Genomic DNA, 22537 nt, shown 5'->3' with positions numbered 1-22537 from the left:
CGTTGGAGAAAGAAAGTCATGCACAACATGCTTTTTGAGCAGAGAGTGGTAATAAAGACCGAATCATTACCTTGGCAAGCGGACTCACTCTCAGGTGTTTATTACAAGCCATTGGCTTATGAGAAAAATACACGTGGGCACGATACCCGTTTTGTTAGGGTTGCACCCGGTACTGAGATTGATTGTGTAGGGTCAGCGGGCGAAGAAATCCTCGTGGTAAATGGAGAGTGTCGCTTCCTTGTTGATGATAAAACACTGAATGCGCGTCAGGGTTGCTACTTGCGGGTGCCGCACGGAAAGTCATTTAAGCTGATGACGCATTCAGGGTGCTTGTTCTTAGAAAAGCGTAATCAGTTTTGCGCAACGGACAGTAAGACGGTATTTACCGACATGGCGCTGTCAACGTGGACGGAAGCACAGGGCAACCTGAGAATGCTGACATTACATGAATTCAATGGTGAGCAGGTTGCTCTAATTCAGTGGCCTGCCGGACAACACTTCTTTTCCATCTCCCATTTTTGCGGTGAAGAAGTCTTTGTTCTCTCGGGCGAATACAGAGACGAGTTTGGAAGATACCCTGCAGGTACATGGATGAGAAACCCACATATGTTCGAATATAACCCCTTTTGTCAGGAAGATACTCTGCTGTGGATTAAAGTCGGTCATTTACCTTACCCGGGATAGGTTCTGTATTTTTATCGTTGTGTACGATAAATCAGGCATTAAGCGCAGTATTTCCTGACTTTTACGCCAGTTGTTTTTTAAATGAGACAGATTTGAGCATTCGGCATCGGTACTCTCTCTACATCGATTGGGGAGAAAACTATGGAAAACGTAGACGACGTTTACGGCTCAGCGTTGGCAAGCTATTACAACGGCGACAAATCAGGGAATATTATTTTTCGAGAATCAGATGGAGCATCAGTTGTGCCCACTTCAGATTTTTTCCGACGCCCTGACGAAGTAAAAACCGACAGAATTGCCTTGTCTTACTGTCGTCGCAATGTCCTTAACCTTGGTGCGGGTTCTGGAGAGTTATCTCTATACCTTCATGAGAAAGGTATCGACGTGACCTCTATAGACACTTCACCTGTTGCCTGTGCAATCATGAAGCAAAGAGGGCTTGAGTCAGTGTTGTCTGGTGGTCTTTTTGAGCATCAGTCTGAGTTACCAAGAACATACACCTGGCTTGCGATTCGCGGCTACGTTGGGCAACTTGGTTACATTCATAACTTCATTCATTTCCTGGAATTAGCCAGAAACACATTATATCCGGGCGGCAGGGTTATACTAAGTTCTAAAAACCTCAAAAAAGAAGGTTATCGCACTAAGATGATGACCTGCGAGTTTGATGGGAAAGTGAGTGAAGAGTATCCAAAGCTGGATGTGGGTATGTCGACGTTGCGACGTATTGCAGAGTCATTGAACTTTAGTTGCCGCTTTGTGCTGTGTGACGAGAATAATCATTACGTTGCTTTACTGATCAAAAATAAACGCGACCATAGGTCGCGTTCCTTTCAACATTTTCGTTCGCTTGATGAATATCGGTTTGAGTGAAACCCAGAGATTACATGCCCATAATCTGCTGATATTTTGCAACGCTATTCTGGAAGTGCTCTTGCTGCGCCATTCCTTTCAACGTCCGTAACTCTTCACTGAGTAGGGTATTATCAGCCATACCATTTTTAATGCGCCATACAGCATAAGCGGCTTGTTTATCTATTTCGATAAATTGCTTTTTATCAGGAGGTAACAGGGCTAAATTTTGACTCATTCTTCGCTCACTCGTATTCTCGTATGTCAGCAATTTTACAAGAGTGACCGAAGAAAATACACATATTGGCAATATTCATCGCTGAAATGCGGGTCTTGCTTTCACCTTGTCACGCCACTCATTTACGGCTTCATGTTGGTCGATTTCAAGGCCTAACACTTTTGTGAAACTGCACAACACATATGCAGTGATGTCAGCAACTGAGAAGTGATCGCCGGCAATATAAGGATGTCGAGAGAGTTGTTGCTCCAACACGGGTAAAAATTCGCTCACCTGCTTTTTTGCTTCTTCACCTTTTGCGAGTATGACGTCTTCACGGTCTTTGAATTGGCCCTTTAGTTGTCGAAAAGCCATAAAAGCAGGGTAGAGCCCTTGTGTTTCGATGATCCTGTTCCACATTTCAATGGTCCCAGAAGCAAGAGGAGAATCGCCAAACAGGTGATTATCAGTAGGAAAGGCCTGATCCAGATAGCGACAAATTGCTATGGATTCACACAGGTGAGTATGGTCATCAATTTCTAGCAGGGGGATTTTTCCGTTGAGGCTTTTTGCCTTAAAGCTATCTGTTAGGTTATCTCCCTTAAATATATCAACATGAACGCGTTCTATATCGATTTTCTTTTCGGCTAAAAAGAGTGAGACGCGTCTTGCACTTGGTGCAGGACCAAACTCATAAAGCTTCATATCCCTTTCCTAGTTTTACTAACACTCCTTTTTAACATATAGCAAAACGAATGAAATACCCGTCTTGAAAACACTATGAGCATTAGAGCGAAAGTAAACAGGAGGTAATCAGACAGCGCCTGAATTACTGCCGACATTTTGCGTGTTAGTCGATTATCAGGCGTACTTCGACGATCACCCCCGATTGATCAGGTCGATTTGCGATTGAAAGAGAACCATTATGAAACTCTGCTATTAAGCGAGCAATATATAGGCCCAGTCCCAAGTGTGGTTTGTCTGACTTTTGTGTCTCAGCTCTTACCGACACCATTGAGTTAACAAGTTGCTCACCCATTCCTTCAGCGAGAAGCGGACCTTTGTTACTGACAGTAATAAACGCGACTTTGCCAAGGGGCTTGAGGGTAACGTCTATAGGGTTATCGGTCTGGCTGAACTCAATCGCATTTGCGACAAGTTTATCAAGTAGCTGCGCGATGTATTCAGGAACACCGTTCATTCTAATGATTGTGTCGGTAACGTTTGCTTGAATAGGGTGCGGTGCGTAGGCCATTTCATAACCCTGAACACAGCCTTTGACGACATCATTGAGTGGGAAGGTGTGCTTTTCAGCATGCACAAAGCTTTGTTCGAGTCTCGTTGCCTCTGTCATGTTCGACAGAATGAGAGCGAGACGTGATACGCCCTCCTGAGCTCGCTCTATATACCGTTGCTGGTCTTGGTCCTGTGTGACCATAGACAGATTTTCAAGTGATGAACGAACGACGGCAACAGGCGTTCTTAGTTCATGAGAAAGACTGGAAGGCATTTTTTCGAGGTAGCCGTGATACGCCGAGAGTCGGTTCAACATGCTGGTGATGGTACGTGATAAATCACCAATTTCGTCTTGACTATTCGTTGGTGATATCGGCGCCAGAACACGTCCCTGAGTATCTATCGCGCTGTCCGCCTCATCGCGCAGTCTCCTGACCCGCTTGGAAATATGCGAGCCAAAAAGGAGCATAACAACGACGCCTGTAATAATCACCGCCAATAGAACATTAAATAACTGCTCCAGTGCTTTGTTTCGGAGCGTCTGAATACCATTAGTTGTTTCTTCAGCTATGACCGCACCTACGACTGAGCCGTCTAACCAGATAGGGTATGCCGCAGATAAAATACGCGCTTTCTGATCGTCAGACATACGCCAATTTGCATAGGGCCGACCCAACAGTGCTTGTTGAACATCTACACCGCGGTAAACAGACGCGTGCTGCATTGAATCTATGAAATCTTCCGGCGGGCGCTCTAATACCTTGTAGTAAATAGGGCTCAGCCAGTCCATATTGAGCCAACTCGACACTACCGCAGGGCTTTCTTGATACTTAACACTGGTTTCCCAAACACCGTTTGCGCTCTTAATATCTCCCGACTTGGCAATAGCTCGGCCATGTCTATCAACGACCCAAAATCGAGTGCCATTGTTACCCATGCGTTTGATAACCTTTTCGACGTCAGGAGAAGTGACAAGGAAGGTTCCCAAACGATCTGCACTGTTAATACTTGCTGAGCCAACTATGGTTTCGACTTCCCGGTTAAATCTATCGTTCACATTGAAGAATTCGAACCCAAGTTTTTCGCCGATAAGCCAGTCTGGAATCGACACTTCTATCGTGTGACCCGTCTCTGTGACCTTCCAGAATGCCTGTAAATCGTTTGTTTGAAGAAAGCTGTTGGTGTCTGACTCCGTGTCATGATTGACAGAGTAAACTTGCGCCGGGCCGCTTTCATTCGTAGCGATTAGATAACGTTTAAATTCTCCAGCTTTTGTGGTTAACGCCACAACGACATGATCGTTTCTATCGACGTTGGCACTGCCTGGACGTTTCAGTATTGGTGCGATATCGATAACGTTTAATAGAAGGTAAACTCTGTTTTCAGCACTGGCAGTTACCGCAGATAGATTAAAATTCTTGGAGCGATAAAGCCCTCTGCTGAACCTGACGCTACTACCCGAATAGATAAAGGAGGTTTTGTCATAAGGCGCCCAATCCTGCGTGTAACCGTCCAATACTATTGGATGATTTAATCTGATAGCGTAGAGGTCTTTTCCTTGCTCTATCTGAGGTTGAGTTTTTGCTTGTTCCTCAAGTAAGACTGGTTGTTGATTAAGCATCATAGCGAGAGAACGCGCGCTGCCCATCAATGTTTGCTCCTGCCCTTGAAGTAACACCTTCTCGAGTTCCCAAATGTAGTTGTATCCAATCACAGGGAGCAAAAAGAGCAGAGTTGAAAGTAAAATAACTTTGGTACGGATCCCTGCCAGGGAGCGCCAGACAGGGAGGAGTAGTCGACGCACCTGCTTCATTCAGCGCTATCCCAGCGGTAGCCCATGCCGTAGACCGTATCAATTTTGTCAAAAGCGCTATCAGAGGCGAGAAACTTTTTCCGGATACGTTTTACATGCGAGGTTATGGTACTGTCATCAACAACGACATGCGCCTCCTGCATCAAATCTTGACGGCTGCGTACATGGCCCGGTCGTTTTGCCATTGCATGAACCAGCCAGAACTCTGTCACAGTCAATTCGATGGTTTGTCCTTCCCATTTGACCTGCATACGGTTTAAGTCTAGCTCTAGCTTGCCCTGTTCAATGCGTTTATCCTCGTCAGTGTGACTTTGCTGTTGAAGATCACTTCGTCTGAACAGTGCGGCGATTCTCGCCATAAGGTGGGGAAGGCTGATATCTTTGGTCAAATAGTCGTCTGCGCCCATCCTAAGGCCTACAACAGTATCAATATCACTGTCACGCGCAGTAAGAAAAATAATGGGGACGGTTGCAGACTTTGCTCTGAGATACTGACAGAGTTGAAAACCACCATCGATTTCTTCCTGTAAACCAATATCTATAATGGCTAAGTCGGGCAGGCGAGTAGCAAAGGCAATTTCTGCATCAGGTCGGTTGGCGAACGTAGAAACGGTATAACCTTGTTTTCTCAACACATCCGCATAGTTCTCTCGAATGGCGGGTTCATCTTCGACGATTGCAATTCGCTTCATAAATACGTTTTCTTATAAACAACATTTAGTTGAACTATACCGAAATATTACGGTGGTAGAAGACTAATTGCAGAACATTATAGAAAAGCCCTTTTTTTGCCACAATTGATCATCTGGAACGCCAGAATTGAACGCATTTAGCATGGGATTCAATGAGTAAATCCCGATCAGATGTTTGTTAATTATCATGTTGATGAATTTGCTGGTTTGAGCCTAGTTTCCATAAACGAGAGTTTCAGGGTGTTGAGTTGATGAAGTTGCCACTCTTTTGCTGGACTAAAGTGGAATTCAGAATCGACATTGCTAGGGTGAGCACCGGGCTCAAACTTCAGCCAGTCGAATCCAATTTTCAGAAGGTTTTGATTCACAGTGCGATACGTAACTTCGCTGCTTATCTCTATAATTCGGTAGGGTTTACAATTCTCTAAGCAAAACAACGCGAATGAAAATTGATGTGAAGATGAAGTTTCCGCAATGCCATTCATTGATGACAAAACGTGCTTATCTAATATTTCAATGTATCTCTCACCTGTTTTATAGGTTTTCATTGCGTCCTATTTTCCTGACGTTTAGTCAAAACATGTATAAACTACGCTGTTTTTTTAATCGGAAAATAGTTTGGGTTTTAATTATTTGTTGTTGATTTATAAACTTAAAATTTATGCGATGAACCATTCATAAATGCAGATTTTCAGATGAAACAGCTCGGAAAATTAGTGACAGGAAGTTTGAGTAACGAGGGAAGTGAACATTCAGTACTTAAAAAGGGCTCCTTAAACACCACCATTTACATGTTCAAGGAGCCAAGGCGTACTCACTTGAGTGATCTATTCGCAGTGGCTCAATGATAGAAAAATCATTGATTCTTACGTGATGTAACATCACGACCAATAACTTATCCTGTCCTATTTCTCTATTCATCTCAGAATTCTCTTAATTTTCTTTCTGAAAATGCGCTTTATTGCCGATTCCATGAGCAGCCCTATCTAGCTTATTAAGGGATCTCAGTGTGGTTTTCGATTGCCATATTTTTGCCATTTTTTACCTTGCTATTTCCCTTTTTGTCCCCCGGTGATGCCTTTTTGTCTTGTTTTAATTGTTTCATCGGATGCAGCGGAGGGCGCTGCACTTAATAAAAAACAAGAAAAGGACAATCTCATGAAATCATTTAACGAAATTAAGAAAACAACCATTGCTGTAGCGTTAACTCTTCCGTTAATGGCTGTTTCAGGCTCGGCGTTCGCGACAGGCGGAAATATAGAGCGAGACACGCAACCACAATATATTGGCGTAGGCAGCGGCGCGGCACTCGGAGCGCTAGTAGGAGGCCCAGTAGGCGCATTTGCGGGTGCTCTGGTTGGTGGGTTAATCGGAGAAGTCTCCAGCTATAAAAACTACAGCATCGACCAAGAGGAAGAATTGGCGTCAATGAATCAATTACTGTCTGAAAACCATCAGCAAATTGCATTGATGAACAGAAAATATAGCGAGTCACAATTGGCAATAGCCGATCTCAGAGCTTCTCAGCGCGAAAACCGATTTGATCTCGACCTTCAAATGGATATCCAATTTCGCACCAACTCTGCTGACATCGAGCCGCATTTCCGTGCTCAGCTCGACGAACTGGCGGGCATTATGCGACAGGACGAAAATATGCTTTGGGACTTAGAAGGCCATGCTGATGTAAGGGGCCAAAAAAATTACAATCAACAACTTTCCGAGAAACGCGTCAGAGCTGTTTTTGATTACCTTGTTGCACAGGGCGTTTCGCCTGCTCAGCTTACTACTCAGGCCTATGGCGCCGAGCTCCCGCTCGAGTCAAACGGTGACCGTGAGGGGTATTTCTTCGACCGTCGTGTGAGCTTGCGTGCCATTAACGGAAACACAGAAACTGCCAGTAAATAATGCCTTCATACCAAAAGGGGATAACCATGAATATTCGTGTTGCTAATGTTGAAGATGCAGAAAGAATCAACATGTTAAACCGTCAGATAGGTTCATCCCCTTCGTTGTGTCGAACTAAGGAAACGCTGGCGAATGCAATTGCATCAGAGAATCAATTGATCCTCGTCGCCGAAGTATGTGGTTTGGTCTCGGGCTACATCGTTATTCAGCTTTTGTCGGTTTTACATGATGATAAACCGACAGGGAGAATATCAGCTTTAGTGGTTGATGAAACGTTTCGGGAGATGACCATCGGTACACAACTACTTGATAGCGCAGCACAGTTCTTTAAAAACAAAGGCTGCAATCGAATGGAAATGTGTAGCCCTGTGTGCCAAGAAGATCACGATGGTTTTCATTTATTGGTCGGCTACAAAATAACACCGAAACGTTATTTAAAACTCATAGCAAGCCAACAAATGTTAGCGGAGCAATCCAACAAAGTGTGTCGTCCAGCGCACGGTTGGTCATAAAAAAGGAAGTCTTCATGGCAAAGTTAGTCATCGAGGGTGTTTCCCACTTTCGGGCCAGATTAAGGTATCGGGAAACAAAAATGCTCTACTTCCCATGGTTTGTGGGACGCTTCTGACTGACGAAACCGTAAGTCTGTCAAACGTCCCTCCAATCTCAGATTGTGAAAAACTAAAAAAATACGTATCAGGGTTTGGTGCAGAAATTATCCATGATAAGCGCGAGAAGTCTGCGTCCTTCTGCCACAAAAACAACCACTGGATTGATAACACAGTTGCAATGCCAGTCGGAATTCGCTCAACGGTTCTTTTAATGGCGCCGCTGTTACATCGTGTTGGTAGCTTCAAACTCGATCATGGTTCGAAAGGCTGTGCGCTGGGCGTGAGAGAAATAGACCCACACCTTGATGTTGTTTCTGCGTTCGGGTGCCAAGTATTTTACGATGGGCAAGAATGTTATGTAAAAGCGCCTGATAGCTTTCATGCTGCGTCACTTTGGATGGACTATCAATCTGTCACTGCCACGGAAACTTTTTTGATGATGGCCGTTTTGGCGGGGGGGGTATCAACGTTAACCAATGCTGCCTGTGAGCCTCACGTGAAGTATTTCTGCCATTTTTTGCAGCAAATGGGTGCCAAAATCGAAGGCGTTGGTACATCAATACTCACAGTCGAGGGCGTTGATCGACTGAGCGGCGTCGAATTTAAAGTGCCTGATGATCACCACGAGGCAGCGACCTATGCCGCTATTGGTGCGGCAACAGGCGGTGTTATTGAAATAGAAACTGATGTGGCACCTGACATGCCATTGATTGTCCGGCAACTGCGAAAGGTCGGGCTAAATGTGACTTTATCGGGTAACAAAATAACAACCGGTAAAAGCCACTTTATTGTCGAGAACAGCCTGACTCCAGAGACCTATGTGAAAGTTGAAGCTGCGCCTTGGCCTTACTTTCCGGCTGATTTACTGCCACAAATCATCGGTGCTTCGATTCAGAGCAAAGGGGAAGTGTTGTTTTGGAATAAAGTGTATGAGGGCGCTCTGTTCTGGTCATCAGAGTTAATGAAGTTTGGCGTAAGAACCCACCTTGCGGATCCTCACAGGCTTTTAAAAACTGACGGAAAAATATTGAGACCTGCGGTGGTAGAAGCACCTTATATCATTCGTGTGGTACTCGGCTTGGTCATCGCCGCCTTGCAGATTGAAGGTCGCTCGGAGATCAAGAATGCAGACCCAATTACCCGTGCCCATCCAGACTTCATTGAAAAGCTTCAGTCACTGGGTGCAAAAGTCACCTACATGAATGACTGAATAAGCTTCTCTCTACCACCAAGTTTTCCATTCGCTACCTTTACGGTGGCGCATGGAACTTAAACAGCCCGAACACCTCTCAGTGGTCAATAAACTTGATATCGATAGCACTTTTTCAATACTGTTCAAACGTCATCAAAAAACTTTGCAATGGCGCAATACTCAGTAATTGAAAGATTCATACTCCTTATGTAGCCTTCCCTCTTAAACACACACCCAGATTCAAAGAATTGTTATTTCGAGGAAAAAATGAGTAATTTCAAAGAGTATAAAGTTGTTCATGTTGTTGAAGGCGGCTGCGGTACGATACTACTAGGCGCGAGCGGTATTCCTGTTCAAAAAATGGAAGCAGAGTTAAACACACTGGCACAGGATGGCTGGCAAGTTGTCTTTCAGGTCATCGAGAAAAAACGTTTCCTCCTTTTTTGGGCGCGAGAAGCAGTCATCATTACCTTAGGTCGTTAGGTTGAAACGCCTTTCATTGGCTTTGATTCGCCTTTATCAGCGTAAGGGCGGATCAAAAAAGCTATTAAACATTGAGTGTAATTTTGAGCCAACATGCTCCGAATATACGTGTCAGTGTATCGAAAAGTATGGTGCGATAAAGGGGTGGCGACTCGGTCTGGCCCGTATCAGACGGTGCAACCAACCCGATTTAGTCGAAAAGATTCGCGATGAGATCCCTTGATGAGTATATTTGAATCAATTGAAGAACTTGAGCATAAAGAAGAAGCTCTCGCCCAAGACGTCAGAAACCTATCTGATGCAGAGAGAAAGTTGTACTACAAAGCACAAACGAAGCAGTTAAAAGATCCAGATACTTATGCGTCGTTGAATTGGACCTTCATTGGTGGCGTACATCACCTTTATCTCGGCAAGTACCTTGTCTTTGTTATTGAACTCTTTCTTTTGATTTCAGCAGTAGCAGGGCTGGTAATGGGGTACGAGATTGCAGTGATTGTGCTCATCGGCTTGGCTTTATTTGAGCTGCCGCAGTTATTCTTTTCTCAGAAAATTGTCCGACAGAAAAACTATGATATTTCTCGAGCTATCCTCGAAGAAATAAAAAGCACGCCCGGGCAGTAAGTCTAAGAGTGGCAGCATTGGCTGCCATTCGTGACTAAGGAGCTTCGAACTCCAACAACCATTTTTTTGCCTGTACGCCGCCCGCATATCCCGTAAGTTTTCCATTCTTTGCGATCACTCGATGGCAAGGAATGATGATAGATAACGGGTTTTTCCCATTTGCAGCGCCAACTGCTCGAGATGCCTTTGGGTTTCCGACACGTATTGCCAACTCTTGATAGCTGATTGTCTCCCCGTAGGGAATATCAGTTAGTTCTTGCCAAACCTTTTTCTGGAACGCAGTCCCTCCCATATCAAGCTCAATATCAAACGCCTTTCTTCCTCCGGAGAAGTACTCATCTAATTGATCACATACTTTTTCAAAGGTGACTGGGTTGTTGATTAGATTTTCTGGGATGGATGTGGGGAGTTTATGGTTTTCAAAGTAAATCGCGGTGAGGCCTTTCTCTGAAGCGAGTAGCGTCAGTTTTCCAATCGGGCTTTCGTAATAATCAACGAAGGTAGTCACTTTGGATCCTTGTCAGTGAGTCCCAAAAAGAAAGCTGGATTGGCCAGCCTTATCAGTTTACTTATATAGGTAAGCACAAGCAGTCATAAATGCTTGCTCTTGAAACTGTTTTAAACCGAGCTCTTTCATCGACACATCGACAGGGTTTCGCTTCAGTGACTCTTTCATTTCTGCCGCGGTTAAAATTTCTGCGTCCATCTCTTCGATAAGTTGCAGTGTGGCCTCAATTTTAAAACCGATAGCGCTTCCCGCAAATTTTCCTTTCATTGGACGTTCACGGATGACGATTTTATCAACTTTGTAGTCTTCCATTAGCTTAATAAACGTGCGTTGAAACTGGCGCATCTCTTGTGCATCGGCATTACTGGCAAGCGTGAACTTGCGCATTCTACACTCAGGCACTTCAAAAAGGCTTGATTCAGTTCGAGGAGGCAAATATTGGCATCGTTGCTCTTTAAGTCGACAGCACAAATTCTCATGATTTTTTCCGTAGCAGGTTGGTGGCCGATAGTATAGGGAAAGCGAGGTGTGAGGTCACCGAATATTCTCAGGTGACCGTGTTTGATGAGTGTGTACGTTCAGTATTTAAGCAAATTCAGTTCGCGCCTAGAGCCAGAGACTAAGTCATTGTTTGGATTATACCGACAGCGACTCAGTGCTGAGTTCGATCATGCTAGCGGAAATGAGCGAAAGAGGTATTTAGCGATTGCTCGGTTAATCCCCTTATGATGCTAATGTCTTGCCGCTTGCTCAGATCAAGGTGTTCAACTTCTCGAAATCCGCCACTTTTGATTGAGAAGAATGTTTTGACTCTCGGGCGTGTCATGTCATCTGTGTTCTCATGCGTAACGAGACCGACTCGACCGTTGCTCAGTTCGATGACTGAACCTGCGGGATAAAAGCCAACGCAGCGGATAAACGACTTAAGTAAATCGGTGTCGAGATGGAAAGGCGTCAAGCTAATCATTATCTTAAAGGCCTCAGAGGGAGACATTGCCGCTTTGTAGACCCTCTCAGAGGTTAGTGCATCATAAATATCGGCGATGCCAGCCATTCGGCCGGCTAACGAGATATCGTCGTCCTTCAAACCATTCGGGTAACCCCTACCATCCAATTTTTCATGATGCATTAAGCTCACGTCTTTACTGATTTGGCTCAGTGAGGGCATGCTTTCCAGTATTGGCTGAGACAGAACCTGATGTTGTTTCATATGAAGAAACTCTTCCTCATCAAGTTTTCCCGCTTTGTTCAAGATTTCATCTCGCACCATGACTTTACCTATGTCATGGATAAGCCCACCGACCGCCAAGTCTTCCAATATCTGTTCACCAAAGCCCAGATAGCGACCGAAATTAACCAGATGAAACGCGACGCCGAGCGAGTGTTCGAGAAGATAGGTACTTTTTTCTCTGATCCCGTTAATCCAGAAAACTGCATCTTTTCGCTCAAAGATATTACTGACAATGTTCTTACCGATTTCTTTCAACGGTTCAACTTCCAAATCAGTTCCGTCTGCGATATTGGTGAGCAGTTTGCTGAGGTGTTTTTTTGACTCGTCGGCGAGTGTCTTGGCCGCTGTTAAGTCCATACTTTCTGGAATAGAAGACTGTTCGCCAACCGATGTTTCCGTTGGAGAGAGAGGTTGCATAAACTGCGACTGAAACAAATCCACAAGAACAAATTCGACGTTTTTCTCTCTGAGGCGTTGAATTGTCTCCTCACGTCGAATAAAGCCAGGTTTTCTCAGGCGAGTACGAGTGCTGTTCGACTCGATTTGTTCGACATACATGCCGATTTGTAATTCATCAATGGCTACTCTTTGCAGCATTGAACTGACTCCGTTGCTCTGCAGCAAAAACTCTTGCCATGTGTTGATTCCCACATACTGCACGAAAAGGGTCGTGGCAGTCGATTTTGCTTTTTGACCTTTACATTTTAAGATAATTCAATAATTAATCCATGTGCCTGCGAGTTTTGTCTGGGTTTGAGTGATATAACTGAGTGTGAAAAATCGAAAAAGTGTAGTCTTAGTTTCGAATATTTTCACAGATCACACGTAATACAAACATGATCTGGTTGTCTATCCGATACCAGTTATTGGCTCAATGACAAAGTACTTTCTATTGGAATTGGAACAGTTTGCCTATTAGATAGGCTTGTCAGCATAAAAATCCACCGATGTATGCCGATCGAAACGATCACAGCAATAATAGAAGGAGAGTGCCGTGTCTGTGCTTGATAGTAATGTAATATCTCTTGATTGGTTAAATACGCATCTTGGACATGAAGGGCTTAAGGTCGTTGATGCCAGTTGGTTTATGCCAGATGCTGGGCGAGACTGTCGACAGGAATGGGCGCAAGAGAGAATACCGGGTTCGGTATTTTTTGATTTTGACAATGTCATAAAAGATACTCATTCGCTATTGCCTCATATGATGCCCTCATCCGAGAACTTTGAATATTTAGTGGGTCAGCTGGGTATCTCTGACGATCACAGCCTTATTATTTATTCGCAGTCCGGGTTATTCAGTGCAGCGCGAGTCTGGTGGATGTTTAAAGTCATGGGACATGAAAATGTTGCAGTGCTAAATGGCACATTCGCACATTGGAAGAAGAAAGGGTTTCCGACTGACAAAGGTGCTCCGAAACAAATACAAGCATCGACGTATACTTCTAACTTCAAGCCTTACCGTATTATCGACAAACAGTCACTCCATCAAGAGTTGAAGCTACACACTTCATTGGTTGTCGATGTCAGGCCTGAAAGTAGATTTCGTGCTGAGGTACCCGAGCCAAGAGTCGGTATCGCGAGCGGTCATATGCCTAATGCAGAAAATTTGTCGTTTTTGTCTTTGATTGACGATGGAAAACTCATACCCAAAGATAAGATTCTCAGCCTATTAAAACCGTTTGTTTCTCAGCCAAAACCACTTATTTCAACCTGTGGCTCAGGCGTAACTGCCTGCATTTTTGCTTTAGTGACAGAGGAATATGAAGGGAAGTGCGTCGCTGTTTATGATGGCTCCTGGAGCGAGTGGGGTGCAGATCCAACCCTGCCTGTCGTGACTGACAGTCCCAACCAAGAAACAAAAATTTAACAAATTGATAACACTCTTGTATGTGAGTGAGGTTTTAGCCTATGAAAAACGCTGATAAATTTCCTCTTACATGATAAATTTTGTCTCAAATCACGTAAATGATGTAATGACTAATTATTTTGTAGAAAGTCTTATGCAATCAATGATGTGTATCAGTCTCGCCGCAAAATAAAAATTACAAATGTTTAACATTTCGTTAATACTAATAACATGTTGTTGGTTGGCGAAGGTGACGAGACAACATTATGAGTAATACCGCAGCGACTAAAACGAATACCGCGCTCCTGCCTGAACGTATCCAGAACTTGGTATCAGCACTGTCTGAAGGGGTATTCGAACGTGATCATACCATACGACTCTGCTTGCTTTCGGCACTTGCTGGCGAAAGTGTTTTTTTACTCGGTCCTCCCGGCATCGCTAAAAGCTACATTGCAAAAAGGTTGATACAGGCGTTTGACCAGAGCCAGTATTTTGAATACCTGATGACGCGATTCTCCACGCCAGAAGAAGTGTTTGGCCCACTTTCTATCCAAGATTTGAAAGACAATGGAAAGTATGTGCGCCTTACTGAAGGATACCTGCCAACTGCAGATGTGGTGTTTCTCGATGAAATATGGAAAGCGGGCCCAGCGATACTTAACACATTATTGACGGTGGTTAACGAGAGAACTTTCAGAAACGGTAATGAAGTTCATCGCGTTCCGATGCGACTACTCATCACTGCATCGAATGAACTGCCCGGAGAAGACAGCGGATTGGATGCGCTATACGATCGAATGTTGGTCCGTTTATTTGTTAATCGCATTCAGGAAAAAAGTAACTTCAAACGTTTGTTATGTGACAAGCCCCATGCCGAAAAAATCAACATCGATTCAAGCCTGAAAATCCGGAGTGACGAGTATCAAGCCTGGCAAGCGCAAATAGACAAAATCACCTTACTGGATGCTGTTTTTGAAAAAGTCTACCAGCTGAAAAGCATGCTTGAGTCTGAGGCCAAACAGGTTGATGGCGCAAAAGATTCATTATTTTATATATCTGATAGAAGGTGGAAGAAGGCTGTCCGTCTGCTCAAAGCCAGTGCTTTCTTCAATGGCAGAAATGAAATCAACCCTACTGATTTGTTACTTTTGCAAGAGTGTTTATGGCATTCACCGGAATCGCGAGAAATTGTCATCCGTACCATGGAAGCATTCTGTCGGGATGTTGCTTTTGATCAGCACCACGCATTAGATCTCGCAAAGGATGCAGCCGCTAACATCACAGAAATCTCCGTAGAGTCCATTTCTGAACTTGGTATTCATGTCACCTCTGAAATGGTCATGAGAAAGCAAAAGTTTACCTGTGTGCTTAAAGGGTCAAGAAGATATCAGGTCAACAGCAGCAGTAACCTCATCAAACTTGTTGTCTTGGAGAGCAATCCTTCGGTTTCTGAAAAAGAAAAGGGTGAATCGCGATGGGTCTATGTTGATGCCGAGGATTTCGAGAAAAAAATTCGTTCAGGAAGCTGCGACATTTATGGTTATGTGAACAAAAACCCTAACCTCTGCATGTTGCGTTTTGTGGTTGATGCCGAACAACAACTGATGATCAAAGACATTGCCAACAGAACCGTCCCTGTTGCTATTGCTGGTTGTAGCGATACAAATTTAGAGGCGTTCTCGCAGTGGCAAGAAAAAGCTGAAAATGCGGTCGCTAAACTGAACGAAGCGAAACATTTGCTCAAGCTCGCTAGAGTCAAACTCAATGCCGCCCTTCCACACAACTTCGCAGATCCGGCTTTAGTCGAAATCATGGCTAACAGCCTCGCTGATGCGGAGGATGATTTACAACGCCTGTCTGTGCGTTTTGATAAAAGCGCATTCCGAATTCGAAAACTCCCTGAATACTTCGAGTAGGAGACGCGATGTTTAGCCCAGATAGCTTGCAGCTTGGTTTATTGCTCACTGAATCAAACATCTTGGAATCAGCGGTAAATGACCTGCTGGTGAAGCCGGAAATTTTGCTGCTGACAGATGCGAGTCCTGCAGCAAAGGCGGCTGTTCGGCAGCATATCAGGAAGTGGCGTCATTCAGTGAAACGGAAACTAAGCACTGATTGTATTACAGAATCGCTGCAATTTGAGATGTCCCTGTATCAAGAAGCGGTGTCATTGAGCCATGGAGAGTTTGATGAAGCGTCTAAAACGATAATAAAACAACTCGAGGGCCGTTCGCATTTTTATCTTGAGGCCAGGCGCTTGTTGGACAGAAATGATAAAAATCATAACCCAATGTTTCAGGAATACTTCTGTGACAAATGGCATCAACATCTGACCGCATCTATCCAAAAAGCACAGAAAAAAGAACTCGCCTTACACAAGGAAAAGCTGCTTAACGAGCTTTATCAGCGCATTGAGACATTCAAGACCATTGAAGAAGTAAGAGATGTGGGTGATCCGTCTAAATCAGGCCGTTTATGGGATATGTCTGCGGCCAGAATGACAAAGGGTGACGTCAAGTTGCTCAAGCGCTTTATTCGTTTCCTGAGTGACAACCCTGAATTGAGAGAAATTGCCGACAAGTTGGGCCGAATGGCTAATGAAACTGACGACCCCTCACTGCATAGAAGCCCAGCTGAAGAGCTACGTCTGGTTGAAGAAAAAAGTGATCAGGTTGCTGATGATATTGTTGGCGTTCACCAGAGTGATCACTTAGATAAGATGATACCCGCTGAGGCGCTTTTTCTTGCTGAACCAGAATTGGATGTGTTGTTCTACAAGAACTTCGCTGACAAGCGTTTGATGACATACCGGATGCAGGGAGCCAATCGCAAGCTTAGAAAAGTGAAAGCTTTTCAACCTGCGAATCGAGAAGTTGAGATAGACAAAGGGCCTTTTCTCGTCTGTGTTGATGCCTCTGGCTCTATGAATGGCTTCCCGGAACAGGCGGCGAAAGCGATGGCCTACGCATTGCTGGATATTGCACTTGAAGAAAACCGAGAATGTGTCGTTACCTTGTTCTCGACAGACCATATTAGCTATGAACTCACTGGAGACAGAGGCTAAGAGAAGCAATGGACTTTTTAAGTTATAGCTTCCACGGTGGCACAGATCTGGAACCGGCGCTCAACAATGCTATCGACCTCATGGAATCAGATAAGTATGCCAATGCTGACTTAGTGGTGATATCAGATTTCATCGCGCCTCAGCAGCCAGTGGTATTGCAAGCACGTGTTGAGACTCTGAAAGCACGCCATAATCGATTCCATGCCATTAATCTTTCAAAGTACGGTAACCCTGAGTTAATGGCGATGTTCAGCCATTGTTGGGAATATTGTCCGTCACTGCTAAACAGAATCGTAAAACGCTTCTAGATCTCTGAGACTAAAAAAGGCAGCCCAAAGGCTGCCTAGTTTCACGTGACTTATATTTAGCTGAGCAGAAGGCTGTCGTCTGCCAATTCTTCACCTCGGACTTTACTGAACATCTCAAGTAAGTGAGGAACGTCCATATTTTTGCGCTCTTCACCATCGACATCCAATACGATGTTTCCCTGATGCAGCATGATCGTGCGATCACCGCAGGCGAGGGCATCTTTCATCGAGTGAGTGACCATCAAAGATGTCAGGCCAAATTCATCAATGACTCTTTTGGTCAAAGAGATAACAAACGCAGCCATTCGAGGGTCTAAAGCGGCTGTATGTTCATCAAGTAGCAATAGTTTACTCTCAGAGAGGGTAGCCATTATAAGACTCACTGCCTGACGTTGCCCCCCAGAGAGCAAACCAATACTGTCACCTAGTCTGTCTTCAAGGCCTAGCCCTAAAATTGCAATCCGTTCTCTGAATACGCTGCGACGTTTTGAACTCAGAGCCATTTTCCAACCGCGCACGGTACCGCGTTTGTAGCCAATGCCAGGTTTTCTTCGATGGTCAACGAGGCACAGGTACCCGCGAGTGGGTCCTGAAAAACCCGTGCTGCAAGTGTTGCACGCTCATGCACGGCCTGACGTGTGACATCAGTCCCATCGATAATGACACTGCCTCCGGCCATAGGCGTTTCACCCGTAATTGCTCCAAGAAGCGTTGATTTACCGGCACCGTTAGAGCCTATGATAGTCACAAACTGATGTTTAGGGACTGTGATTGATACACCGCGTAAAGCAGGGTTTTCAAGCACTGTACCCGGGTTAAACGTCACTTCAATGTTTTTAAGTTCGATCATTTAGCCACCCTCGCTTCTCTGAGTTTTTTAGACTTCTGATACTGCAAACGAAGCTTCGGAGCGATGAGTGCAAACGCAACCAATACAGCGGTAACGAGGTTAAGGTCAGATGCTTCGAGACCAAACATACCGGAACTCAAAGCAAAGGCTACAGCGAGTCTGTATAGAACTGAACCAAGAATGACAGCAACAACGGCTACCCACACTTTACGACCGGGTAGAATGGTTTGGCCAAGAATAACGGCAGCGAGACCAACAACGATGGTACCTACACCGGAAGTTACATCGGCAAAGCTATTAGTCTGTGCGAATAAGGCGCCACTGAACCCCACAAAGGCATTGGACAATGCAAGGCCGAAATAGGTGTAAAACGCGGTGCTCGCACCCTGTGCTTTCACCATTCTTTCGTTGACGCCTGTTGCTCTTAGGCCAAGACCGAAGTCACTGGCAAGCAGGCGAATAACAAACAGTGCACTGAGAAGAACCAATACAGCGACGACGAGTGGTCGAGCATAAACCGGGTCAAGACCCATATTTTCGAATGGAGTGAGGATGGTATCGACGCCAAGCAAGGCAACGTTTGGTCGACCCATAATCCTGATGTTTATCGAAAATGCCGCAATCATTGTCAGAATACTGGCAAGCAGATTAAGGATGCCACATTTGACGGTCAAAAATGCCGTCACCAAACCTGTGAGTGAACTAACCAGAATTGCCGCAAACGTTGCTATCCACGGATCGGTGCCCGATACAATCAAGGTTGCTGCAACGGCAGCTCCCATAGGGAAGCTGCCATCAACGGTTAGGTCAGGAAAATCAAGCACTCTAAATGTCAGGTATACGCCCAATGCGACTAAGCCATAAACCAGACCTACTTCAAGCGTGCCAAAAAATGCAATTGCATTCATAACGTAATTACTTCCTTACTTTTCGACGCTTGTAGCTCGTTTTAAGATCGATTCTGGAACAGTGATACCGAGTTTTTCCGCCGCTTTTAGGTTAACAGCCAAGTCTGAACCCGTTGCAACGCGAGCCGGTAATTCAGAAGGTGACTTGCCATTAAGGATGGCAGCAACGTAATCAGCAGTTTGCACACCAATTTGATAGTAATCAAAGCCAAGTGCAGCAATCGCTCCGTTAGGGATGTATGAGGTTGCACCACCAATGACAGGCTTTTTCGCTTGATTTGCTGCATTGACGAGACCATCGATTGCACTGGCGACCGTATTATCTGTTGGCGCATAGATGGCGTCAGATTGCGAAGCTACAATTTGTGCCGCTGACTGAACATCTGCACTTTTTAATGCCGTACCCTCAACGACTTTTATTCCCTCTTTTTCAGCGGCTTCACGGAGCAGCTCGACCAAGGTAACTGCATTGGCTTCACCTGGGTTATACACCACGCCAATTGATTTCATGTTTGGTAAAAGCTCTTTTGCCAATGCAAGGTGCTGTGCAACGGGAGACAAATCAGAAAGGCCTGTTACGTTAGCCTCAGGTTTATCCATATTTTTTAGGAGCTTTGCGCCAACAGGATCAGTAACTGCAGTAAAAACAACTGGGATTTTTTTGGTAGAAGAGACCAGCGCCTGAGCAGTCGGTGTCGCGATGCCGACTAAAACATCCGGACTTTCACCAACAAATTGACGTGCTATTTGTACCGCAATGGCCGGGTTACCCTGTGCAGTCTGGTAAGTGAAATCGAGGTTTTTACCTTCTTCATAACCAAGCTTCTTAAGCCCGTCGAGAATTCCTTTTCGGGTAGCATCTAATGCTGGGTGCTCAACGATTTGAGAAACAGCAACTTTCGCAGTATCTGCAGCGAACGAAAATGGTGTGGTGATCAAAGCGGCCGCGATACAGGCTGATGCCAATAACTTATTTGTCTTCATGACGTGTACTCCCTTTTATGCAGAGGCATTATTTTTGATTAGTTTAAAAATAGGGTTTAACAGACCAGTTATAACGAATAATTCACAATTTACCTGTGATGAAGTGTCTGAAACTGGGAGAAAGTACCAAAGCCCATGTAAATTTTCAGAGCTAGGACAACATTTTGTTTTTCGTCTCCTTTATGACTCTATTTATTACTGAAGTTTTCATTATAATGTGACTTAGACAAGTATTTTTCCAAGTCTTAACTTCATAAAGTGATAAGCGATTTTCACATTAGGCTCAGTAAATGACAGTTTGTAGAAAACTTACATTATTTAAAAACAATGGCTTATAAATAACATGTGATTCTTTTACACTGTAAATACTTTGTGGCTTGAAATGAACGAGTCTGATGGCTTTTCAATTGTTCTAGAAGCTGTTATTGGGGCCACATTTATTTTCTCAATAGTTGTACTTTTACTACAACGCGGTTTTTTTTTGAGACTGCGATCAAGCTGCATAATAAAAACATCAAATCTAATCAACATATTCAATACCATGTCGCCCAAAGAGGTCTGGCTTCCAAAAAATAAAGATACTCACGCCAGATTGATAAGATTTTTAAATGTTTTGCTTACGGTTTATTTGGAGATTCAAGGATGAAAATTTTTACTGCGATTATCGCAGGTTTTTTTTTCGTGTAGTGCTTTAGCGTCCGGGGAAACAGGTGCAGAGGTTCTGGACCTAACAGATTCATATATCGGCTACATCGCGCTAGCTATTTTTGGTATCGCGTATTCGTTAGTTATTCTCGAAGAGCAGATTCACCTAAGAAAATCTAAGCCAGTATTACTTGCTGCGGGTTTGATTTGGCTGATGCTTGGTTTCACTTACAGCTCCTATGGCGATATTGAGGTCGCGCAAACGGCGATAGAGCATAACTTGCTCGAATACGCCGAACTGATGTTGTTTCTTTTGGTTGCAATGACTTACATTTCCGCGATGGAAGAAAGGCGTTTGTTTGACGCGCTTAAAGCCTGGATTACCAGCAAGGGGTATGATCTCAGAACACTTTTTTGGATTACCGGTATCCTTTCATTTTTTATCTCCCCTATCGCCGATAATCTGACAACTGCGCTTTTGATGTGCACAGTGATTCTTAAAGTGGGGGGAAGTAACCGTCGTTTTATCAACATTGCCTGTGTAAACATTGTTGTAGCCTCCAATGCAGGAGGCGCATTTAGCCCCTTCGGAGATATCACGACGCTGATGGTGTGGCAGGCTGGTCAGGTTGAATTCTTGCAGTTTGGCGCATTATTTTTGCCATCAGTGGTTAACTACGTGATACCCGCTTTCATCATGTCGCTTTTCGTTCCACGCGAGCAACCTGATGTGGTTAAAGAGCATGTTGAAATGAAACGTGGGGCACTTCGTATCGTCCTTCTCTTCTTGCTTACCATACTTACCGCAGTAGGTTTCCACGGAGCTGCTCACTTCCCGCCTGTTATCGGAATGATGATGGGGCTCGCGTACCTCCAGTTTTTCGGTTATTACCTCAGAAAAACGCTGCCACGCTCACTGGCAAAAAAACGTGCTAAAGCGATGGCAAAACAGGACGAAGCTGCCCTTAAGCGTCTTGGCTCGGTGGTTCCTTTTGATGTATTCAGCCGTGTTCAGTTAGCAGAGTGGGATACTTTGCTCTTCTTCTATGGCGTTGTAATGTGTGTCGGTGGACTGAGCCTCATCGGTTATTTGAGTGTGGTTTCCAATGTCATGTATTTACAGTGGGATCCTGTATGGGCAAACACCATTGTCGGTATTCTTTCTGCGCTTGTAGATAACATACCTGTAATGTTTGCGGTATTGACGATGAATCCGGATATGTCATTGGGCAACTGGTTACTGGTTACATTAACTGCTGGAGTTGGTGGTAGCCTGTTATCACTGGGTTCTGCTGCTGGGGTTGCATTGATGGGGCAAGCGAGAGGGATGTACACTTTCTTTGGTCACTTGAAATGGGCGCCTATTATCATGATTGGTTATGTTGCTTCCATACTCATGCACCTCTGGTTGAACGCCGATACTTTCAGCCAAGCCATTTCTTAAAGATACCTTCTATGAAAGTGCAGCTTATTGGCTGCACTTTTCTCCTTTCTTAAATTCAGTCCTGACTTTCATTGCTCCCAATACTTTGCAACTTGGGTATAATGCGTCGGTTTTATTTTCCGACTAAATGACAGGTGCCCGAATGGCAAAACGTGCAGCAGCTTTACACATATTGGTGAAGACCGAAAAACAGGCTCAGGATATTCTCGCTCAACTTAAAAAAGGAGGAAATTTCCAGCAGCTTGCAAAGAAACACTCAACCTGTCCATCGAAAAGAAAAGGTGGAGATCTGGGTGAATTTAAGCAGGGAGATATGGTGCCAGCCTTTGATAAAGCCGTGTTTAAAGGTGAGCTTCTTACGCCGTTAGGGCCAGTAAAAACCAAGTTTGGTTTTCACATCATCAAAGTACTTTACCGATCGTAATATAAAGGTGACGTGGTCA

The 22537-nt window shown here is 44.5% G+C and carries 20 protein-coding genes and 4 pseudogenes; 13 read left to right on the top strand and 11 right to left on the bottom strand.

What is annotated here, in order from left to right:
• Positions 1-18 precede the first annotated feature (18 nt).
• Positions 19-684 carry a cupin domain-containing protein gene (locus tag CS022_RS03380; RefSeq protein WP_129121095.1) on the top strand — a complete coding sequence of 222 codons (666 nt, stop codon included), beginning with the start codon at positions 19-21 and terminating at the stop codon, positions 682-684.
• A gap of 141 nt (positions 685-825) precedes the next feature.
• A complete protein-coding gene (locus CS022_RS03375) occupies positions 826-1557 on the top strand; it encodes a class I SAM-dependent methyltransferase (RefSeq protein ID WP_235869217.1) in 732 nt (243 codons plus the stop codon).
• Positions 1558-1567: 10 nt separating this feature from the next.
• Here the strand turns inward: CS022_RS03375 and CS022_RS03370 are convergent, their stop codons facing one another.
• From CS022_RS03370 to CS022_RS03350, 5 genes are all read right to left on the bottom strand, one after another.
• Positions 1568-1774: a DUF3283 family protein gene (locus CS022_RS03370; protein WP_129121094.1), complete on the bottom strand. Its 207-nt coding sequence runs from the start codon at positions 1772-1774 to the stop codon at positions 1568-1570.
• 75 nt (positions 1775-1849) lie between these two features.
• Positions 1850-2458, bottom strand: a complete 609-nt coding sequence (locus CS022_RS03365) for a glutathione S-transferase family protein (RefSeq protein WP_129121093.1) — start codon at positions 2456-2458, stop codon at positions 1850-1852.
• Positions 2459-2603: 145 nt separating this feature from the next.
• A complete protein-coding gene (pdsS, locus tag CS022_RS03360) occupies positions 2604-4802 on the bottom strand; it encodes a proteobacterial dedicated sortase system histidine kinase (protein WP_201746196.1) in 2199 nt (732 codons plus the stop codon).
• A complete protein-coding gene (gene pdsR / locus CS022_RS03355) occupies positions 4799-5494 on the bottom strand; it encodes a proteobacterial dedicated sortase system response regulator (RefSeq protein WP_129121092.1) in 696 nt (231 codons plus the stop codon). Before pdsR ends, pdsS begins: the two co-directional genes overlap by 4 nt.
• 185 nt (positions 5495-5679) lie before the next feature.
• Positions 5680-6042 (bottom strand): hypothetical protein, encoded by a 363-nt coding sequence (locus CS022_RS03350; RefSeq protein ID WP_129121091.1) that lies wholly within the window; start codon positions 6040-6042, stop codon positions 5680-5682.
• A 610-nt stretch (positions 6043-6652) separates the two neighbouring features.
• On the opposite strand from CS022_RS03350, the gene pdsO reads away from it, so the two are divergent.
• The 6 genes and pseudogenes from pdsO (at position 6653) to CS022_RS03320 (ending at position 10306) form a co-directional block, all read left to right on the top strand.
• Positions 6653-7399, top strand: coding sequence for a sortase-associated OmpA-like protein PdsO (pdsO, locus tag CS022_RS03345; RefSeq protein ID WP_129121090.1), 747 nt, complete (start codon positions 6653-6655; stop codon positions 7397-7399).
• A gap of 26 nt (positions 7400-7425) precedes the next feature.
• Positions 7426-7911, top strand: a complete 486-nt coding sequence (locus tag CS022_RS03340) for a GNAT family N-acetyltransferase (protein WP_161569546.1) — start codon at positions 7426-7428, stop codon at positions 7909-7911.
• A gap of 43 nt (positions 7912-7954) precedes the next feature.
• Positions 7955-9220: pseudogene (locus CS022_RS03335) on the top strand (UDP-N-acetylglucosamine 1-carboxyvinyltransferase); the annotation flags it as partial.
• A gap of 249 nt (positions 9221-9469) precedes the next feature.
• Positions 9470-9685 (top strand): DUF4177 domain-containing protein, encoded by a 216-nt coding sequence (locus CS022_RS03330; RefSeq protein WP_129121087.1) that lies wholly within the window; start codon positions 9470-9472, stop codon positions 9683-9685.
• A 1-nt stretch (position 9686) separates the two neighbouring features.
• Positions 9687-9908 (top strand): membrane protein insertion efficiency factor YidD, encoded by a 222-nt coding sequence (yidD, locus tag CS022_RS03325; RefSeq protein ID WP_129121086.1) that lies wholly within the window; start codon positions 9687-9689, stop codon positions 9906-9908.
• On the top strand, positions 9908-10306 hold the full coding sequence (locus CS022_RS03320; protein ID WP_129121085.1) for an HMG-box domain-containing protein: 399 nt from the start codon (positions 9908-9910) through the stop codon (positions 10304-10306). The genes yidD and CS022_RS03320 overlap by 1 nt, the downstream gene beginning before the upstream one ends.
• A gap of 34 nt (positions 10307-10340) precedes the next feature.
• Here CS022_RS03320 and CS022_RS03315 read toward each other — a convergent pair whose 3' ends face one another.
• The 3 genes and pseudogenes from CS022_RS03315 to CS022_RS03305 form a co-directional block, all read right to left on the bottom strand.
• Complete coding sequence (locus CS022_RS03315) at positions 10341-10814, bottom strand: methylated-DNA--[protein]-cysteine S-methyltransferase (RefSeq protein ID WP_129121084.1); 474 nt, start codon at positions 10812-10814, stop codon at positions 10341-10343.
• 57 nt (positions 10815-10871) lie between these two features.
• Positions 10872-11293, bottom strand: a pseudogene (locus tag CS022_RS03310) (DUF3010 family protein).
• A 194-nt stretch (positions 11294-11487) separates the two neighbouring features.
• A complete protein-coding gene (locus CS022_RS03305) occupies positions 11488-12642 on the bottom strand; it encodes an HD-GYP domain-containing protein (RefSeq protein ID WP_129121083.1) in 1155 nt (384 codons plus the stop codon).
• Between the two features lie 397 nt (positions 12643-13039).
• Here CS022_RS03305 and CS022_RS03300 point away from each other — a divergent pair, with 397 nt between their 5' ends.
• The 3 genes and pseudogenes from CS022_RS03300 (at position 13040) to viaA (ending at position 17263) form a co-directional block, all read left to right on the top strand.
• Positions 13040-13912 carry a sulfurtransferase gene (locus tag CS022_RS03300; RefSeq protein WP_235869216.1) on the top strand — a complete coding sequence of 291 codons (873 nt, stop codon included), beginning with the start codon at positions 13040-13042 and terminating at the stop codon, positions 13910-13912.
• A gap of 245 nt (positions 13913-14157) precedes the next feature.
• On the top strand, positions 14158-15807 hold the full coding sequence (locus tag CS022_RS03295) for an AAA family ATPase (RefSeq protein ID WP_129121082.1): 1650 nt from the start codon (positions 14158-14160) through the stop codon (positions 15805-15807).
• Between the two features lie 8 nt (positions 15808-15815).
• Positions 15816-17263 (top strand): annotated as a pseudogene (gene viaA / locus CS022_RS03290) (ATPase RavA stimulator ViaA).
• 56 nt (positions 17264-17319) lie between these two features.
• Here the strand turns inward: viaA and CS022_RS03285 are convergent.
• From CS022_RS03285 to CS022_RS03275, 3 genes and pseudogenes are all read right to left on the bottom strand, one after another.
• Positions 17320-18113: pseudogene (locus tag CS022_RS03285) on the bottom strand (ABC transporter ATP-binding protein).
• Positions 18110-19021, bottom strand: coding sequence for an ABC transporter permease (locus tag CS022_RS03280; RefSeq protein WP_129121081.1), 912 nt, complete (start codon positions 19019-19021; stop codon positions 18110-18112). Before CS022_RS03280 ends, CS022_RS03285 begins: the two are co-directional and overlap by 4 nt.
• A 15-nt stretch (positions 19022-19036) precedes the next feature.
• On the bottom strand, positions 19037-20005 hold the full coding sequence (locus tag CS022_RS03275) for an ABC transporter substrate-binding protein (RefSeq protein WP_129121080.1): 969 nt from the start codon (positions 20003-20005) through the stop codon (positions 19037-19039).
• 655 nt (positions 20006-20660) lie between these two features.
• Between CS022_RS03275 and nhaD the strand changes: the two genes are divergently transcribed.
• Both nhaD and ppiC read left to right on the top strand, forming a co-directional pair.
• The gene (gene nhaD, locus CS022_RS03270) at positions 20661-22094 is read left to right on the top strand and encodes a sodium:proton antiporter NhaD (protein ID WP_129121079.1); all 1434 of its coding nucleotides are present in this window, start codon (positions 20661-20663) and stop codon (positions 22092-22094) included.
• A gap of 142 nt (positions 22095-22236) precedes the next feature.
• Positions 22237-22518, top strand: coding sequence for a peptidylprolyl isomerase PpiC (gene ppiC / locus CS022_RS03265; RefSeq protein ID WP_129121078.1), 282 nt, complete (start codon positions 22237-22239; stop codon positions 22516-22518).
• Positions 22519-22537 lie beyond the last annotated feature (19 nt).

It is taken from the genome of Veronia nyctiphanis, assembly GCF_004116385.1.
Taxonomy (GTDB): domain Bacteria; phylum Pseudomonadota; class Gammaproteobacteria; order Enterobacterales; family Vibrionaceae; genus Veronia; species Veronia nyctiphanis.
Note: the sequence above shows the minus strand (reverse complement) of the source record. Positions and strands in the feature narration are given on the sequence as shown.

Bases quoted from the DNA above. Each gene is read 5' to 3' on its own strand.
- CS022_RS03380 (WP_129121095.1), top strand. From the start codon at position 19: ATGCACAACATGCTTTTTGAGCAGAGAGTGGTAATAAAGACCGAATCA.
- CS022_RS03375 (WP_235869217.1), top strand. From the start codon at position 826: ATGGAAAACGTAGACGACGTTTACGGCTCAGCGTTGGCAAGCTATTAC.
- CS022_RS03370 (WP_129121094.1), bottom strand. From the start codon at position 1,774: ATGAGTCAAAATTTAGCCCTGTTACCTCCTGATAAAAAGCAATTTATC.
- CS022_RS03365 (WP_129121093.1), bottom strand. From the start codon at position 2,458: ATGAAGCTTTATGAGTTTGGTCCTGCACCAAGTGCAAGACGCGTCTCA.
- pdsS (WP_201746196.1), bottom strand. From the start codon at position 4,802: ATGAAGCAGGTGCGTCGACTACTCCTCCCTGTCTGGCGCTCCCTGGCA.
- pdsR (WP_129121092.1), bottom strand. From the start codon at position 5,494: ATGAAGCGAATTGCAATCGTCGAAGATGAACCCGCCATTCGAGAGAAC.
- CS022_RS03350 (WP_129121091.1), bottom strand. From the start codon at position 6,042: ATGAAAACCTATAAAACAGGTGAGAGATACATTGAAATATTAGATAAG.
- pdsO (WP_129121090.1), top strand. From the start codon at position 6,653: ATGAAATCATTTAACGAAATTAAGAAAACAACCATTGCTGTAGCGTTA.
- CS022_RS03340 (WP_161569546.1), top strand. From the start codon at position 7,426: ATGAATATTCGTGTTGCTAATGTTGAAGATGCAGAAAGAATCAACATG.
- CS022_RS03330 (WP_129121087.1), top strand. From the start codon at position 9,470: ATGAGTAATTTCAAAGAGTATAAAGTTGTTCATGTTGTTGAAGGCGGC.
- CS022_RS03320 (WP_129121085.1), top strand. From the start codon at position 9,908: ATGAGTATATTTGAATCAATTGAAGAACTTGAGCATAAAGAAGAAGCT.
- CS022_RS03305 (WP_129121083.1), bottom strand. From the start codon at position 12,642: ATGCTGCAAAGAGTAGCCATTGATGAATTACAAATCGGCATGTATGTC.
- CS022_RS03295 (WP_129121082.1), top strand. From the start codon at position 14,158: ATGAGTAATACCGCAGCGACTAAAACGAATACCGCGCTCCTGCCTGAA.
- CS022_RS03280 (WP_129121081.1), bottom strand. From the start codon at position 19,021: ATGAATGCAATTGCATTTTTTGGCACGCTTGAAGTAGGTCTGGTTTAT.
- CS022_RS03275 (WP_129121080.1), bottom strand. From the start codon at position 20,005: ATGAAGACAAATAAGTTATTGGCATCAGCCTGTATCGCGGCCGCTTTG.
- ppiC (WP_129121078.1), top strand. From the start codon at position 22,237: ATGGCAAAACGTGCAGCAGCTTTACACATATTGGTGAAGACCGAAAAA.